Source organism: Hydrogenophaga sp. 2FB, from assembly GCF_005503365.1.
Classification (GTDB): domain Bacteria; phylum Pseudomonadota; class Gammaproteobacteria; order Burkholderiales; family Burkholderiaceae_C; genus Hydrogenophaga.
Genome location: NZ_SCML01000020.1, coordinates 1 through 15,220, shown reverse-complemented (window position 1 = coordinate 15,220; position 15,220 = coordinate 1). Strand labels below are relative to the sequence as shown.

Below are 15,220 nucleotides of genomic sequence, written 5' to 3'. Positions count from 1 at the left end.
TATTGACGCAGGCAACGGCAGGCAAAAGCGCTGGCACATGGGCGCGAACCGGGCGGTAATGCCCCCTCGTTCCAACCTTTCGACAGGAGTCCTCTCATGTCCCGATTTCGCATCCAGTCCCCTTTGTCCGTTTCCGAATTCGAGCAACGCAGCGTGCGACTGATCGCCGCCTGCGCGCTGGGACTGGCCGGTATCGTCAGCGTGCAGGTCGCCCCGCCCACGCGCCATGCCATCTCGGCGTTCACGCCCTCGCGCCTGACCGATGCGCCCCGCCCGGTCCCCTTGTCTTCCCGCACGATCGTCCCCACGGCGCAGCGGCTCTGATGGGGCCTGCGAGGCGCCGCACAGGGGCGGTGCCAGGGCGTAAACTGGCCGGCGGATTTCCCCACCGCGATTGGAGACAAGCCCCATGAACGCCCCCGCCACCCTGAACCATCTCGCGCCCGAGGTCCACCAGCGCGCCATTGCACCCGAGTTCCTCGCGGCGCTGCAGGCCCGGTTTGGCGCCCAGTGTTCCACCGCGATGGCGGTGCGCGAACAACATGGCCGCGACGAGTCGGTCTACGAGGTGCCGCCCCCGGTGGCGGTGGTCTTCGCGCAAAGCACGCAGGACGTGGCCGACACCGTCGCACTGGCCGCGCAGTACCGGGTTCCGGTGATTCCCTTTGGCGCGGGCTCGTCGCTCGAAGGCCACCTGCTCGCGGTGCAAGGCGGCATCAGCATCGACCTGAGCCGCATGAACAACGTGCTGTCGATCAACGCCGAAGACCTCACGGTGACGGTGCAGCCCGGCGTGACGCGCAAGGCCGTCAACGAGGCGGTCAAGAGCGAAGGCCTGTTCTTCCCGATCGACCCGGGCGCGGACGCTTCCATCGGCGGCATGTGCGCCACACGCGCCAGCGGCACGAACGCGGTGCGCTACGGCACCATGCGCGACAACGCGCTCGCGCTCGAAGTGGTCACGGCGCGCGGCGAGGTCATCCGCACGGGGTCCCGCGCCAAGAAAAGCAGCGCCGGCTACGACCTCACGCGCCTGATGGTGGGCAGCGAAGGCACGTTGGGCGTGATCACCGAAATCACGCTCAAGCTCTATCCCCTGCCCGAAGCCATTTCGGCCGCCACCTGCTCGTTCCCGACCATCGAGGCCGCCGTGCGCACCGTCATCCAGGTGATCCAGCTGGGCGTGCCCATTGCGCGCTGCGAGCTGATCGACCACAACAGCGTGCGCATGGTCAACGTGCACAGCAAGCTGGGCCTGCGCGAAGAAAACATGTTGCTCATGGAGTTCCACGGCTCGCCATTGAGCGTGAAGGAGCAGGCCGAGACGGTGCAGGAGATCGCCAGCGAATTCGGCGGCAACGCGTTCGAATGGGCCGACACGCCGGAGGAGCGCACGCGCCTGTGGACTGCGCGGCACAACGCCTACTTTGCCGCGATCCAGAGCAAGCCGGGCTGCCGCGCGATCTCCACCGATACCTGCGTGCCGATCTCGCGCCTGGCCGACTGCCTGCTCGACTCGGTGGCCGAGGCCGACGCCTCGGGCCTGCCGTATTTCCTGGTCGGCCACGTGGGCGACGGCAACTTCCACTTCGGTTACCTGATCGACCCCCACAAGCCCGAGGAACACACGCTGGCCGAGGAGCTCAACCACAAGCTGGTGGCGCGCGCGCTCAGCCTGGAAGGCACCTGCACCGGCGAGCACGGCGTGGGTCTGCACAAGATGGACTTCCTGGTCACCGAAGCCGGCGCCGGCGCGGTCGACATGATGCGCACCATCAAGCGCGCGCTCGACCCGGACAACATCCTGAACCCGGGGAAGATCTTCGCGCTCTGAGCCGCACCCCGGCACTCAGCGGGGCGCGACGCGCGTTGCGCAAGTGGGAGGAAAGTGACACACCCATCGAACCGGCGGGATCTGCTGCGCCTCGCTGCGGCCTCGGCCGTGGCCACCAGCCTGCCGCGCTGGGCCTGGTCCCAGACGCTGCGGCAGCGCCACCTCTTTCCCCTGGGCGTGGCCAGCGGCGCACCCAGCGCGGACGGCTTCGTGCTGTGGACGCGCTTGCTGGGCGGCCCCGTGCCCGGCATCGCGAGCGCGGCCCACGAGGGCGCGCCGCTGACCGGTCCCGTGACCGTGCAATGGCAGGTGGCGGACGACGAAGCCTTCACGCGCATCGTGCAATCGGGCCAGGCCACGGCCGAGCCGGCGCTGGGTCACAGCGTGCACGTGGAGGTGACGGGCCTGCGGCCCGACCGCTGGTACTTCTACCGCTTCATGCATGGCGACGCGGTCACCCCCGTGGCGCGCACCCGCACCGTGCCCGCCGCCGATGCGCTGGTGGCGCGCATGCGCCTGGCCTACGCCTCCTGCCAGCGCTGGGAGCAAGGCCATTACGCCGGCTACCGCCACATGGCCAAGGACAACCCAGACCTGGTGCTGTTCCTGGGCGACTACATCTACGAATACGCCATGCCGGCCAGGCCGCCTGCCACACCGCTGGCGCGCACGCACACGCTGCGCCTGGCGGAGAACCTGCAGGACTACCGCGACCGCTACGCGCTGTACAAGAGCGATCCGCACCTGCAGGCGATGCACCGGGCGTGCCCCTGGGTGGTGAGCTGGGACGACCATGAAGTGCAGAACGACTACGCCGGCCTGTTCGGCACGGGCAGCGAGGCGTCGTTCCTGCAACGCCGCCAGGGCGGCTACCAGGCCTTCTACGAGAACATGCCCTTGCGCGCGAGCGCGCTCGTGAGCGGTCTGCAAGGCCTGGGCTCGAACGAGGCCGTGCGTGTCCATTCGCGCACGTCCTACGGCCGCCTGGCCACCTTCCACATGATGGACACGCGGCAGTTCCGCGACCTGGAGGCGTGTCGCGTGCCCGGCGAACGTGCGGGCGGCGCCATCTCCAACCAGACCTGCCCCGCGCGCGCCGACCCCAAGCGCACCCTGCTGGGCACCGTGCAGGAGCGGTGGCTCGACGAGGGCCTGGCGCAGGATGCCGCGGGCGAGCGCACGCGCTGGAGCGTGCTGGCGCAGCAGACCATCTTCTCGCAGCGCAACTACAAGGCCGCGCCCGAAGAGAGTTTCAACCCCAACACGTGGGACGGCTACCCGGCCGCGCGCCAGCGCGTGCTGGACGCGATGCAGGCCAAGGCACCGCGCAATGCGGTCTTTCTGGGCGGCGACATCCATCAAAACTATGTGTGCCAAGTGCATGCCGATTTCGCGCGGCCCGATTCACCGGTGATCGCCAGCGAGTTCTGCGGCACCTCGCTCAGCTCGGCCAGCGGCGTGGCGCAGTCGACCACCGATGCCATCCGCGCGAAGAACCCGCACATCCTGTTGGCGCGCAGCGACCAGCGCGGCTATGTGATCGCCGACGTCACGCCCACGGAATGGACCACGAGCTTGCGCGTGCTGGACGACGTGAGCAAAGAGGCCAGCGGCGTGAGCACGCTCGCGCGCTTCGTCGTGAACGACCGCCGACCGGGTACCGAGCAAGTGGGTTGATGTGTCCGTCCGGGTCCGACCGGCCTGGGCATGCGCTGAGCCGCTGGAACGCCCCTTGCATTCAGCGGCCAGGCCGGCGGCGCAGCGGATCAGGGTGTGTGCGCCAGCGCATTGACCGCACCCGCTCCTCGGCGTATGTTGATCCTGTGGCTCGCGCCCGACCCACGCATTCCGCGGCAGGCCCGTGGCGTGAGCACGTTCGATGGATCGAGACCGCCATGCGCCACCTGCTCCTCGCCCTGCCGCTCCTGCTGCTGCCCGTCCCTCCCGCGGCGCAGGCCCAGGTCTACGTCAACATCGGTATCCACCTGCCGGTGTACCCGCAACTGCAACTCGTGCCCGGCTACCCGGTGTACTACGCGCCAGAGGTGCAGGGCAATTTCTTCTTCTACGACGGCCTGTACTGGGTCTTCGAGGACGACAACTGGTACTACAGCAGCTGGTACAACGGACCGTGGTTCATCATCGGACCCGAGTACGTGCCGGTGTACCTGCTGCGCGTGCCGGTGCGTTACTACCGCCGACCGCCCATGTACTTCACCTACTGGCGGGTCGACGCGCCGCCGCGCTGGGGTGATCACTGGGGACCCGGCTGGGCGCAGCGCCGCTCGGGGTGGGACCACTGGGACCGCGCCAAGGCACCCGCCCCCGCTCCCCTGCCGGACTACCAGCGCAAGTACCCGCAGAGCCGCTACCCGCAATTCGCGGTGCAAGACCGCATCCGCAACGACCACTACCGCTACCAGCCCCGCAACCCGACGGTGCGGGCGCAGCTTGCGGCCCCGCCACCGCCAGCATCACCGCAACGGCCCGACAACCGACCGCTGCAGCGGGAGGAAGTGCGCCGGCCCGATCGGGTTGAACCAGCGCCGATGCCGCGCCAGGACCGCCCGGGACCCCGCTTCGACGAACGCGCCGCGCCCCCGCAACAGGTGGCGCCACGAGAGCCCGACGGTGTGCGCCGACCCGAGCGCGCCGAGCGGCCGCCCATGCCCGTCGAGCGCAACGAACCTCGCTTCGACAGGCGCGAGGCGCAGCCGCCGATGCGCCCCTTCGAACCCGAGCAGCGCCGACCTGAAGCACCCGAACGGCGCGCGGCGCCCGAGCCCCGGCAACAACCACAATGGCAATCACCGAGGCAACCAGACTTTCAGCCTCGGCAACCACCCCAACAGCAGCAACAGCCCACACGCGCCGAGCCCATGAACCGGGGTCAGGACCGCGAGCAGCCCGGTCAGCGGCGGTTCGAGGAAGAACGAGGGCGCGGCGGCAACGGGCGCGGCGACGAGCGCCGCAACCGCGATTGAATCAGCGCGCGCCGCGCAGCTTGTCGATCAGGCCGTTGAGCTCGTCCAGCGAGCCGAACTGAATTGCCAGTTCGCCCATCTCTTCGAAGCGGCCGTGGCGCTTCACGCGCTTCTTCACCCGCACCTCGACCTCGGCGGTCAGCAGGTCGGCCAGCTCTTCTTCCACGCGGCGGATGTCGCGCGACTTCTCTTTCTTGAGCTTTTGCGGTGCGAGCGCGAACTCGGCACCGAGCTTTTTCACCAGGCTCTCGGCTTCGCGCACCGACATTTTCCTGGCCGAGATCTGGTTGCCGGCCGTGATCTGACTGGCCTTGTCCAGGGCCAGCAGCGCGCGCGCGTGGCCCATGTCGAGGTCGCCGGCCATCAACATGGTCTGCACCGGCTCGGCCAGTTGCAGCAGGCGCAGCAGGTTGCTCGCGGCGCTGCGCGAGCGGCCCACCGCCTGGGCAGCCTGCTCGTGAGTAAGCCCAAACTCTTTCACCAGGCGTTGCAAGCCATGGGCCTCTTCCAGCGGGTTGAGGTCTTCGCGCTGGATGTTCTCGATCAGCGCCATGGCCGCGGCGGACTCGTTGGGCACGTCGCGCACCAGCACGGGCACGCTGTCCAGGCCGGCCAGCTTCGACGCACGGAAGCGCCGCTCGCCCGCGATGATTTCGTATTTGCCGGCGTTCGGGCCGTCGGCCAGCTGGCGCACCAGGATCGGCTGCATCACGCCCTGGGCCTTGATCGACTCCGCCAGCTCGTACAGCGCGCCCTCGTCCATGCGCGTGCGCGGCTGGTAGATGCCGGCGACCAGTTCGGTCAGCGGCAGCGCGTTGGGCGAGCCGGCCACGGCGGCCTGCGCCGTTGCGCCCTCTTCCACCTTGGGGCCCAGCAGGGCTTCGAGTCCGCGGCCGAGGCCCTTGGGTTTTTTGGTGACCATGGGTCGTCTTGCCTTCAAAAGTTCGGTTCAGAGATTCAGGAGTTCGGCCAGCACCGCGTGGCCCGCCGCCCAGTCGCCCAGGCCGGACTCGGCGTTGATGTGGCCGGCGTCGCCCAGGTCGACAAAGCGCGCACCCCAGGCCATGGCAAACGTCTGGGCGCGCTCGAAGCTGCAATACGGGTCGTTGCGGCTGCCGACCAGCACGCTGGGAAACGGTAGGCGTTGCAGGGGAATCGGCGACCAGCTCGGCAACACCGGGCGCATGTCTTCGCGCTCCGCGTCGCCCGGGGCCACCAGCAACGCGGCCTTCACGCGGCCAGTGTTCTGCGAATGAGAGGCCCAAGCCGCCGTGTGCAGGCAACCCAGGCTGTGCGCCACCAGCACGGCGGGTTCGTCGCAGCCCAGCAGCACCTCTTCCAGTCGGGCGATCCAGTCGCCGCGCTTGGGGTGCATCCAGTCGTGCTGGTCAACGCGGCGGTAGCCGTAAGTGCGCTCCCAGCGGCTTTGCCAGTGGTCCGGGCCGCTGTTCTGCCATCCCGGCAGGATGAGGACGTTGTCAGGTTTCACGTGAAACACGTCCTATAGCTTCTCGATGCGTTCGACCATTTCCTTGGCGAAAGCGATGAAGGCCTGGCTGCCACGGGCCGCCGGGTCGAACACCACGCCGGGCAGGCCGTAGCTGGGCGCTTCGGCCAGGCGCACGTTGCGCGGGATCACGGTGTTGAACACCTTGTCGCCAAAGTGGGCCTTGAGCTGGTCGCTCACCTGCTGCTGCAGGGTGATGCGCGGGTCGAACATGACGCGCAGCAGGCCGATGATGGCCAGGTCTCTGTTCAGGTTGGCGTGCACCTGCTTGATGGTGTTGACCAGATCGGTGAGGCCTTCGAGCGCGAAATACTCGCACTGCATGGGCACGATCACGCCGTGCGCCGCGCACAGGCCATTGAGGGTCAACATGCTCAAGGACGGCGGGCAGTCGATCAGCACGAAGTCGTAGCTGTCGGCCACTTCGGCCAGCGCGGTCTTCAGGCGTTTCTCACGCCGCTCGACCTCGACCAACTCCACTTCCGCCCCGGCCAACTCGCGGTTGGCGCCGAGCACGTGGTAACCGCACTTCTCCGAAAACACCGCCGCCTCGGCCACCGACGCCGACTCCAGCAACACGTCGTACACCGACAGCGCCATCTGCCGCTTGTCGACGCTCGACCCCATGGTGGCATTTCCCTGGGGGTCGAGGTCGACCATCAACACCCGTTGGCCCACCTTGGCCAGACCGGCCGCCAGGTTGACGGTGGTGGTGGTCTTGCCGACGCCGCCCTTCTGGTTCGCGACACAAAAGATTTTGGCCATCGTGCTTCTTATTTGGAGAGGGCCAGCTTGATGCCGAAACCGATGAGAAAGACACCCGCCAGCTTTTCCAGCGTGCGGCCGATGGTGGGGTTGGCGCGCATGCGCGCGGCCAGGAAGTGGGTCAGCAGCACGGCCGTCAGGCCATACAGAAAGGTCAGGATGGCCACGGTGACGGCCATCGCGCCGAAGGTGGCCAGGCCCTGGTGGCGGGCCGGGTCCACGAACAGCGGGAAGAAGGCCATGTAGAACACGATGGCCTTCGGGTTGAGCAAGGTGATGACGGCCGCCTGCTGGAAATACTGGCGCGGGCGGATGTTGAGCACCGGCGCATCACCCGGCTTGGCGCTGAGCATCTTCCAGCCCAACCAGGCCAGGTAAGCCGCGCCCAGCCACTGCACCGCGCTGAACGCCGCCGGATAGGCCGCCAACAGGGCCGCCACGCCAGCCACTGCCAGCCACATCAGCACCTGGTCCCCCGCGATCACGCCAAAAGTGGCGGCCATGCCGCCGCGGATACCGCCCTTGCCGGTGGAGGTGATCAGCGCCAGATTGCCCGGCCCCGGAATGGCCAGAAAGACGATGATGGCGGCCACAAAAGCGCCGTAATCTGCGATGCCGAACATGGTGGAACCCCGTGAAGTGGAGGGTCGAGTTTACGTGAGGGTTTGGTGCCCGCCCCTCTTCCAGCGCCCCGGTCCGCCGGGGTGTGACACTCAGGCCACGGCGCCAGCGGCCGGCCGCATCCAGACGATGCAACGCTCGGCATCCAGGCCGGGCACCTGGAGCTGTTCCACGTGAAACACGTCCACCGCAGGGGCGTCGGTTTTCAGGACCGCGAGTTCGTCGGTCGGGTATTTGCCCTTCATGGCCATCCACACGCCGCCGTCGGGATTGAGCGCGCTGCGCGACCAGTTGACGAAGTCCGCCAGCGAGGCGAACGCCCGCGAGCAGATCACGTCATAGCCTTGCCCGGAGAGGGCATTGAGCGTTTCCACCCGGGCGTGGATGCCGCGCAGGTTGGACAACTGGAGCGTGGCGGCCGCCTGCTGGATGAAGGCGGCCTTCTTGGCCACGGTGTCCACGCAGCTCACCTGGATCTGCGGGCAAACGATGGCGATCACCACGCCCGGCAGGCCGCCACCCGAGCCCACGTCCAGCAGATGCAGCGCCCTGCCCTCCGTCTGCAGGTGCAACGGGCCGATGGCGGCCAGGCTGTCGAGCAGGTGGTGCGTCACCATCTCGACCGGGTCGCGCACCGCCGTCAGGTTGTAGACATTGTTCCACTTCTGCAGCAGCCCCAGATAAGCGAGCAAGAGGTCGACTTGGCGCGCGTCGAGGTCGAGCTTGAGCTGCTGCAGGCCAGCCTGCAGGGTGGTGCGCAAGTCGCTCATGCGGCGATGTCCGCAGAGGGCAAGGTGGCGAAGCCCTTGAAGCCGCCCTTCTTCAGGTGGATCAGCAACAGGGAAATGCTCGCCGGCGTGATGCCCGAAATGCGCGAGGCCTGGCCCAGGGTCTCGGGCCGGTGCTTGGCCAGCTTCTGGCGGGCCTCGAACGAGAGCGCCACCACCTGCAGGTAGTCCAGGTCGGCCGGCAGCTTCAGGCCTTCGTAGTGGGCGGCGCGCTCCACCTCGTTTTTCTGGCGGTCGATGTAACCGGAATACTTGGCGGCGATTTCCAGCTGCTCCACCACCGGCTCCAGCAAATCGGCGAGTGTTTCACGTGAAACCTGCGGCGCGGTGTATTTCCCACCGTCCATGCCCACCAGCTCCGAATACGCCACACCGGGTCGGCGCAGCAAATCGAACAGGTTGTGTTCGTGTTCGATCGCCTTGCCCAACACGCGCTCGCTCTCTTCGGCAGGCAAGTTGCGCGGGTTCACCCAGGTGCTCTTCAGACGCTCTGTTTCACGTGAAACAGCTTCGCGCTTGCGGCAGAACGCATCCCACTGCGCATCCCCCACCAGGCCGAGGCGGCGACCGGCTTCGGTCAGGCGCATGTCGGCGTTGTCTTCGCGCAGCTGCAGGCGGAACTCGGCGCGGCTGGTGAACATGCGGTAGGGCTCGGTCACGCCCTGGGTGACGAGGTCGTCGACCAGCACGCCGAGGTAGGCCTCGTCGCGGCGCGGCAGCCAGGATTCCTCGCCCCGGCATTGCAGCGCGGCGTTGATGCCGGCGAACAGGCCTTGGGCCGCGGCCTCTTCATAACCGGTGGTTCCGTTGATCTGGCCGGCAAAGAACAAGCCGTTGATTTGCCGGGTCTCGAAACTGTTCTTGAGCGAGCGCGGGTCGAAGTAGTCGTATTCGATGGCGTAGCCCGGGCGCAGGATGTGCGCGTTTTCCAGCCCCGGCATGCTGCGCACCAACTGGTACTGGATGTCGAACGGCAGACTGGTGGAAATGCCGTTGGGGTAGACCTCGTGCGTGGTCAGGCCCTCGGGTTCCAGGAAGATCTGGTGGCTGTCCTTGTCGGCGAAGCGGTTGATCTTGTCTTCCACGCTCGGGCAGTAGCGCGGGCCCACGCCCTCGATCTTGCCGGTGAACATGGGGCTGCGGTCGAAGCCGGAGCGGATGATGTCGTGCGTGCGCTGATTGGTGTGCGTGATCCAGCACGGCACCTGGCGCGGGTGCATCGCCGTGCTGCCCATGAAGCTGAACACCGGCACCGGCCGGTCCGCGTTCATGCCGCCGGGCACGCCGTCGCCCGGTTGCTCGGTGCATTTCGAGTAGTCGATGCTGCGGCCGTCCAGCCGCGGCGGCGTGCCGGTTTTCAGGCGGCCCTGCGGCAGCTTCAGCTCTTTCAAGCGGGCCGAGAGCGAGACGGCCGGCGGGTCACCAGCACGGCCGGCGGCGTAGTTGTTCAGGCCGACGTGGATCTTGCCGTCGAGGAAAGTGCCGGCCGTCAGCACCACGGTGCGGCCCCGGAAACAGATGCCGACCTGCGTCACCGCGCCCACCACGCGGTCGCCCTCCACCATCAGGTCGTCCACCGCCTGCTGGAACAGCCAGAGGTTGGGCTGGTTCTCCAGCGTGCGGCGGATCGCGGCCTTGTAGAGCACGCGGTCGGCCTGGGCGCGCGTGGCGCGCACGGCCGGGCCTTTGGAGCTGTTGAGGATGCGGAACTGGATGCCGCCTTCGTCTGTGGCCAGCGCCATCGCGCCGCCCAGCGCGTCCACCTCTTTCACCAGGTGGCCCTTGCCGATGCCGCCGATCGACGGGTTGCAGCTCATCTGGCCCAGGGTTTCGATGTTGTGCGTGAGCAGCAGCGTGGCGCAGCCCATGCGCGCGGCGGCCAGCGCGGCCTCGGTGCCGGCGTGCCCGCCGCCGACGACGATGACATCGAATTCCTGTGGGTACAACATGGTGGTGATCGCTTGGAAAAGTGCTGCGGCCCGGCGCCCCGGGCAACCCAGGATTGTCCCACCGATGGGCATCTTGCGCCCCGCCCACCGACAATCGCCGCATGACCTCCAAGCCCCTCCCTCTTCTGATCTTCGCGGGCAGCACCCGCGCCCAGTCCCACAACCGCCGCCTGGCCCACATCGCCGCCGACATGGCGCGCAACGCGGGCGCCCAGGTCACCCACATCGAACTGGCCGACTACGAACTTCCGATCTACAACGCCGACCTGGAAGCGCGTGGCACGCCGGCCGCCGCCATCCGCCTCAAGGAAATCTTCCATGCCCATCCGGCCTGGGTGATCTGCTCGCCCGAGTACAACGGCAGCTACACCGGCCTGCTCAAGAACACCATCGACTGGGTGTCCAGCCCGGTCAAGTCCGACCCCGAGTGGACCAACGGCATCAAGCCGTTCGAAGGCAAGGTGGTGGGCCTGCTCAGCGCCTCGCCGGGCGCCCTGGGTGGCCTGAGAAGCTTATCCCACCTTAGCCCAATGCTATTGAATTTGCAGTGCTGGCTGACGCCGAAGCAGTTCGCGCTGTCCCGCGCCAACGAGGCCTTCGACCCTGAAGGCCAGCTGTTCGCCGAGTCGGCGCGCCTGGGCGTGCGGGGCGTGGTGGAGCAGGCGATCTGGGCCGGGCAGCGGCTCTCGGCCTGAGACCGCGCCTCAGCGCGTGCGCAGCAGGATCTCGTCGGCCAACTTCTGGTACGCGCCGTTGAAGTGGTGGTCGCCGGGCAGCGGCACGCGCGTCACCTGGTCGGTGGGCACGCGCGGGCAGATGGTGTCGCGGTCGTCGGTGCCGTAAACGCACAGGGTATTGGCGGCCGTGAGCTTCTGCAGTTCGGGCTTGAGCGGTCGGCCGGCGCTGTCGCGCTTGAGCCAGTTGCTCAGGCGGAATTCGAACGAGGCTTTCTCGCCGGGCCCGATCAGCACCGTGTGCGCCACCAGACCGCGCGAGGCGGCGGATAGGCGCGGCACCGCGAACGGCAGCACGTCCGCGCCTTGTGAATAGCCGATCAGCAGCGCGCGGCCCTTCTTCCATTGCGCGGCGTAGCTGCGCAGCACGCGGTCCAGGTCCTGCGCCAGGCCCTCGGGCGTGCGCGCCGACCAGAAGTAGCGCAGCGAATCCCAGCCCACCACCGGCACACCGGCGGCCGAGAACTTGGCCGCCAGGTCCTTGTCGATGCCAGCCCAGCCGCCGTCGCCCGAGAGCAGCACGGCAAAGGTGTCCGATGTGCCCGTGGACGGCACGGGCACCAGCGGCAGATCGGCCACGCCGGTGTCGGGCGCGGGTGCCGTCACGGCGGCCACGGCGGGCGCGTGGCCGAGCTTGCGTTGCGCCTCCAGCAGCGCGGGCGTGGCGTCGGCACCGGTCGCGTTCACCCACTCGGCGCCCCGTACCTGCGCGACGAAGGCCTGCACCGCCGAGGGCGCGCAGGCCTTGTCTCCGTCGCGTTGCAACACCGTCCAGGGCGCGGGCAGTTGGGGCGACGGCAACAGGTGGATCGAAGCACGCGAGGCACCGCGCGCGAAGTGCACACCCTCACCCTTGCACAGCGGCCGCTTCACCGCCAGCGTCGGGCAGAACCCCATCGACACCGCGCCGCCGAAGGTGCCCGCCGGCGCTTGCGCGAGCATGGCGTAGGCCAGCGCGCCGCCCTGCCCCTCGCCCACCAGCAAGGGCGGGAAGTAGGCCGGCAGGCGCGCGTAGCCCTGCAGGAAGTGCGAGAGGTTTTCCAGGTCGCCATCGGGCAGCAGGCAATCGCCACCGTCCTTGGTGAGCGCGGCCAGCAGGCGCGGCGTGTGGATGCCGGCCACCAGCGCGCCCTGCCCGGCCAGGGCCTGCGCCTGTGCCGCGAGCGTGGGCGTCCAACCGCCGTCACCCGAGAGGAGCAGCACGAAGGCCTTCGCGTCGCCCTGGGGCCGATAGAGCGCGACGTTCTTGAAATGGCCATGCGACAGGGTCTCGGCGGCACGGGCGGCCGAAGCGGCAGCCGGCTTGGCCGGCGCTTGCGCGAGCGCCAGGCCGGGCCCACACAAGGCCACCCCCACGCAGATGTTGAAAAGCAAAGAGGTCTTCATTTGGCGATCACCCGGCGCAGGCCACCCGCGATCAGCGCGGCCACGTCGGCAAGAATGAAAAACGGCGCAAAGCCACCGGGCGATGCGAGGTAACGCGGCTCCCACACCGGGTCGAACTTTTCCTTGAACGCGCGCAGGCCCTGGAAGTTGTAGAAGTTCTCGCCGTGGTTGAACAGCAGGCGCCCCAGGCGGTGCCAGTTCGGCGCGAGCGGGTGCTGCGCCATGCCCGAGAGCGGCACCATGCCGAGGTTGAAGCGCTGCAGGCCTTCGGCCTTGAAGTGCAGGATGACCTGCGCGAACAGGAAGTCCATTGCGCTGCGCGGGGCGTCGGGCAGCTGGCGCATCAGGTCCACGCTGGCCTCCACGGGCTGGTCGGTGCGCAGCAGCGTGGCGAAGGCCACGATGCGCTCGCCCTGTCGCACCACCGCCACCGGTTGGCGCAGCACGTAGTCGCGGCGGAACGCGCCGAGCGAGAACGCCTTTTCCGCCGTCTGGTGGTCGCTCAGCCACGCGTCCGAGACCGCCTGCAATTCGCCGTACACAGCCGCCACGGCGTCCGGCGCGAGCACCTCGAAGCTCAGGCCCTCGCGCTGCGCACGCGCCACCCCGTGGCGCAGGTTCGCGCGCTGCTTGCCCTGCAGGCTGAAGCTGGGCAAGTCCACCAGCGCGCATTCGCCCAGCTTGTGCACGCGCAGGCCAGCATCGAGGTACACCGGCAACCCTTCGGCGCGCACCTGGTAGAACGCGGCGCGCCCGCCCGACTCGCGCGCCTGCTCGACGAAGCGCCATACCAGCTCGGTCCACTCGCTCTGCGGCCCGACCGGGTCGTACAGCGCCACCCACGAGCGGCCGCGCCGCCCGAACATGATGAAGGCGCGCTGCGAGTCCGACACCATCAGGCTCTTGTCGCCCATCATCACCAGCCCCGCACCCGCCGAAGGCTGGGCCCGCACGATGCGCGCGGCCTGGTCCAGCGCGCCGCTGTCGGGCTTGACCATCACCGCCTGCGGCCGCCGCCACAAGCGGCTCAAGGCCACCACCAGGGTGATCAGGCACACGGCGACCAAGGCGCGCAGCGAACGCGGCGCGTAAGCGTCGAACTCGAACTGCCACCACACCTGGTTCGCATAGTCCACGTCGCGGTAGACGAAGAACAGCAATGCCGTGATCGCCAGCACCACCGCGCCCACAGCCGCGAGCCAGCCCCAGGTGAAGGCCTGCGAGAACAGCGCGGCGCGGCGGTTGAACTGCTTGCGCGACAAGGCCAGCGAGCTGGCCAGCACCAGCAGCAACACCCCCTCGGACAGCGCAATGCCCTTGGGCAGGCACAGCAGCAAGCTGAACAAGGCCAGCGCCAGACCGGCCCACCACGACGCATCCAGCCGCAGGAACATGCCGCGCGCCACGAACAGCAACGCCAGCCCCGCGATGCTGCCCAGAAAGTGCGCGGCCTCCACCACCGGCAGCGCCAGGGTGCGCGACAACCAGTCGGTCGCCTCCTGCGTGGCCGGCGTCACGCCCGACACCAGCAGCACCACCCCCACCACCCAGGTATAGGCCGACAGCAGCAGCGGCGACAGGCTGGCCGCGGCCTTCACCACCGGCGTGGCCGCGCCGCGCTGCCATTCCGCGCTCGTCAGCAGCGTGACCGCCAGCGCCAGTGGCAGCAGGTAATAGACCACGCGAAACATCACCAGCGCCGCGGCCAGTTGCTCGGCTGGCACATGGTGGCCCAGTGCGAGCAGCATCACCGCCTCGAACACCCCCAGGCCGCCGGGCACATGGCTGATCACGCCCAGCGCGATGGCCAAGGCGAAGAAGCCGACAAAAGCCGGAAATCCGATCGCGCCCGCAGGCAACAGAAACCACAACGCGGCCGCGGCGGCCACCACGTCAATGGCCGAGATCAGCAACTGCTGCGATGCCAGCGACGCGCTCGGCAGGCGCAGCACCATGCCGCGGAACACCGTCTCGCCCCCGCGCTGGCAAAACCCGATGAACGCACCCGCCGCCAGCAGCACCGCCACCGCCACCCCGCGCAACACACCCGGTGGCGTGCCAAACACCGCCTGCACCGTGCCCGCGCCCCAGACCAGCGCGGCCGCGCCCACCACCACCACACCGACGCCGAAGCCGGCTGCGTTGAACACGATGGCGCGCGAGACCAGCCCCGCTTCCAGCCCGGCCGCGCCATACAGCCGCATGCGCACCGCGCCGCCGGTGAGCACACCCAGACCGATGGTGTTGGACAGCGCATAGGCAATGAACGCCGTCTTGGCCACGACACGCTGCGGCAGCTGCGCGCCCGCATAGGCCAGGGCCGTGCGGTCGTAGAACGTGAGGGCGTAATAACTGGCTGCCGTCGCCAGCACCGACAGCAGCAAGGCCATGGCCGGCGTGGCACGCACCGCGCTCTCGATGTCGCCGTAGCTCAGCTCCGTCATGAGCTTGCGGCCCGCCTGCAGCACCAGCGCGCCCATGAGGACGGCCAGGGCGGCATAGACCCACAGGCGCCATTGGCTCAGCTTGGACACCCACGTCTCGGGGGTGGCGGTGACGGTCATGGGCGTGGCGATGGGACGGGTCCTCCAGAGGCGACGGCGCCAGGGCGTGGTGTCGGTGAAAAACAGTGTACGCCCCCACCCCGACGAC

13 protein-coding genes are annotated in these 15,220 nt (G+C 68.5%); 5 read left to right on the top strand and 8 right to left on the bottom strand.

Annotation, left to right across the window (positions count from 1 at the left end; translation table 11 throughout):
- Positions 1 to 96 precede the first annotated feature (96 nt).
- The 4 genes from FFS09_RS13325 (at position 97) to FFS09_RS13310 (ending at position 4,818) form a co-directional block, all read left to right on the top strand.
- Positions 97 to 324 (top strand): hypothetical protein, encoded by a 228-nt coding sequence (locus FFS09_RS13325; RefSeq protein WP_137919374.1) that lies wholly within the window; start codon positions 97 to 99, stop codon positions 322 to 324.
- 85 nt (positions 325 to 409) lie between these two features.
- Positions 410 to 1,834, top strand: coding sequence for an FAD-binding oxidoreductase (locus tag FFS09_RS13320; protein ID WP_137919373.1), 1,425 nt, complete (start codon positions 410 to 412; stop codon positions 1,832 to 1,834).
- A 54-nt stretch (positions 1,835 to 1,888) separates the two neighbouring features.
- Positions 1,889 to 3,511, top strand: a complete 1,623-nt coding sequence (locus FFS09_RS13315; RefSeq protein ID WP_252374359.1) for an alkaline phosphatase D family protein — start codon at positions 1,889 to 1,891, stop codon at positions 3,509 to 3,511.
- Between the two features lie 218 nt (positions 3,512 to 3,729).
- Positions 3,730 to 4,818 carry a hypothetical protein gene (locus FFS09_RS13310; RefSeq protein WP_137919372.1) on the top strand — a complete coding sequence of 363 codons (1,089 nt, stop codon included), beginning with the start codon at positions 3,730 to 3,732 and terminating at the stop codon, positions 4,816 to 4,818.
- A gap of 1 nt (position 4,819) precedes the next feature.
- Here the strand turns inward: FFS09_RS13310 and FFS09_RS13305 are convergent, their stop codons facing one another.
- The 6 genes from FFS09_RS13305 to mnmG form a co-directional block, all read right to left on the bottom strand.
- The gene (locus tag FFS09_RS13305) at positions 4,820 to 5,740 is read right to left on the bottom strand and encodes a ParB/RepB/Spo0J family partition protein (RefSeq protein ID WP_137919371.1); all 921 of its coding nucleotides are present in this window, start codon (positions 5,738 to 5,740) and stop codon (positions 4,820 to 4,822) included.
- Between the two features lie 27 nt (positions 5,741 to 5,767).
- Positions 5,768 to 6,307 (bottom strand): RBBP9/YdeN family alpha/beta hydrolase, encoded by a 540-nt coding sequence (locus tag FFS09_RS13300; RefSeq protein WP_137919370.1) that lies wholly within the window; start codon positions 6,305 to 6,307, stop codon positions 5,768 to 5,770.
- A gap of 12 nt (positions 6,308 to 6,319) precedes the next feature.
- Positions 6,320 to 7,090 (bottom strand): ParA family protein, encoded by a 771-nt coding sequence (locus tag FFS09_RS13295; protein ID WP_137919369.1) that lies wholly within the window; start codon positions 7,088 to 7,090, stop codon positions 6,320 to 6,322.
- Between the two features lie 8 nt (positions 7,091 to 7,098).
- A complete protein-coding gene (locus FFS09_RS13290) occupies positions 7,099 to 7,713 on the bottom strand; it encodes a LysE family transporter (RefSeq protein WP_137919368.1) in 615 nt (204 codons plus the stop codon).
- Positions 7,714 to 7,803: 90 nt separating this feature from the next.
- Complete coding sequence (gene rsmG, locus FFS09_RS13285) at positions 7,804 to 8,481, bottom strand: 16S rRNA (guanine(527)-N(7))-methyltransferase RsmG (RefSeq protein ID WP_137919367.1); 678 nt, start codon at positions 8,479 to 8,481, stop codon at positions 7,804 to 7,806.
- Positions 8,478 to 10,448 (bottom strand): tRNA uridine-5-carboxymethylaminomethyl(34) synthesis enzyme MnmG, encoded by a 1,971-nt coding sequence (gene mnmG, locus FFS09_RS13280; RefSeq protein ID WP_137919366.1) that lies wholly within the window; start codon positions 10,446 to 10,448, stop codon positions 8,478 to 8,480. The genes rsmG and mnmG overlap by 4 nt, the downstream gene beginning before the upstream one ends.
- A 101-nt stretch (positions 10,449 to 10,549) precedes the next feature.
- Here mnmG and FFS09_RS13275 point away from each other — a divergent pair, with 101 nt between their 5' ends.
- Positions 10,550 to 11,143, top strand: a complete 594-nt coding sequence (locus FFS09_RS13275; RefSeq protein WP_137919365.1) for an NADPH-dependent FMN reductase — start codon at positions 10,550 to 10,552, stop codon at positions 11,141 to 11,143.
- A gap of 9 nt (positions 11,144 to 11,152) precedes the next feature.
- On the opposite strand, the gene FFS09_RS13270 is transcribed toward FFS09_RS13275, so the two are convergent.
- Both FFS09_RS13270 and mprF read right to left on the bottom strand, forming a co-directional pair.
- A complete protein-coding gene (locus FFS09_RS13270; RefSeq protein WP_137919364.1) occupies positions 11,153 to 12,568 on the bottom strand; it encodes a virulence factor family protein in 1,416 nt (471 codons plus the stop codon).
- A complete protein-coding gene (gene mprF / locus FFS09_RS13265; RefSeq protein ID WP_137919363.1) occupies positions 12,565 to 15,132 on the bottom strand; it encodes a bifunctional lysylphosphatidylglycerol flippase/synthetase MprF in 2,568 nt (855 codons plus the stop codon). The genes FFS09_RS13270 and mprF overlap by 4 nt, the downstream gene beginning before the upstream one ends.
- Positions 15,133 to 15,220: the final 88 nt, after the last annotated feature.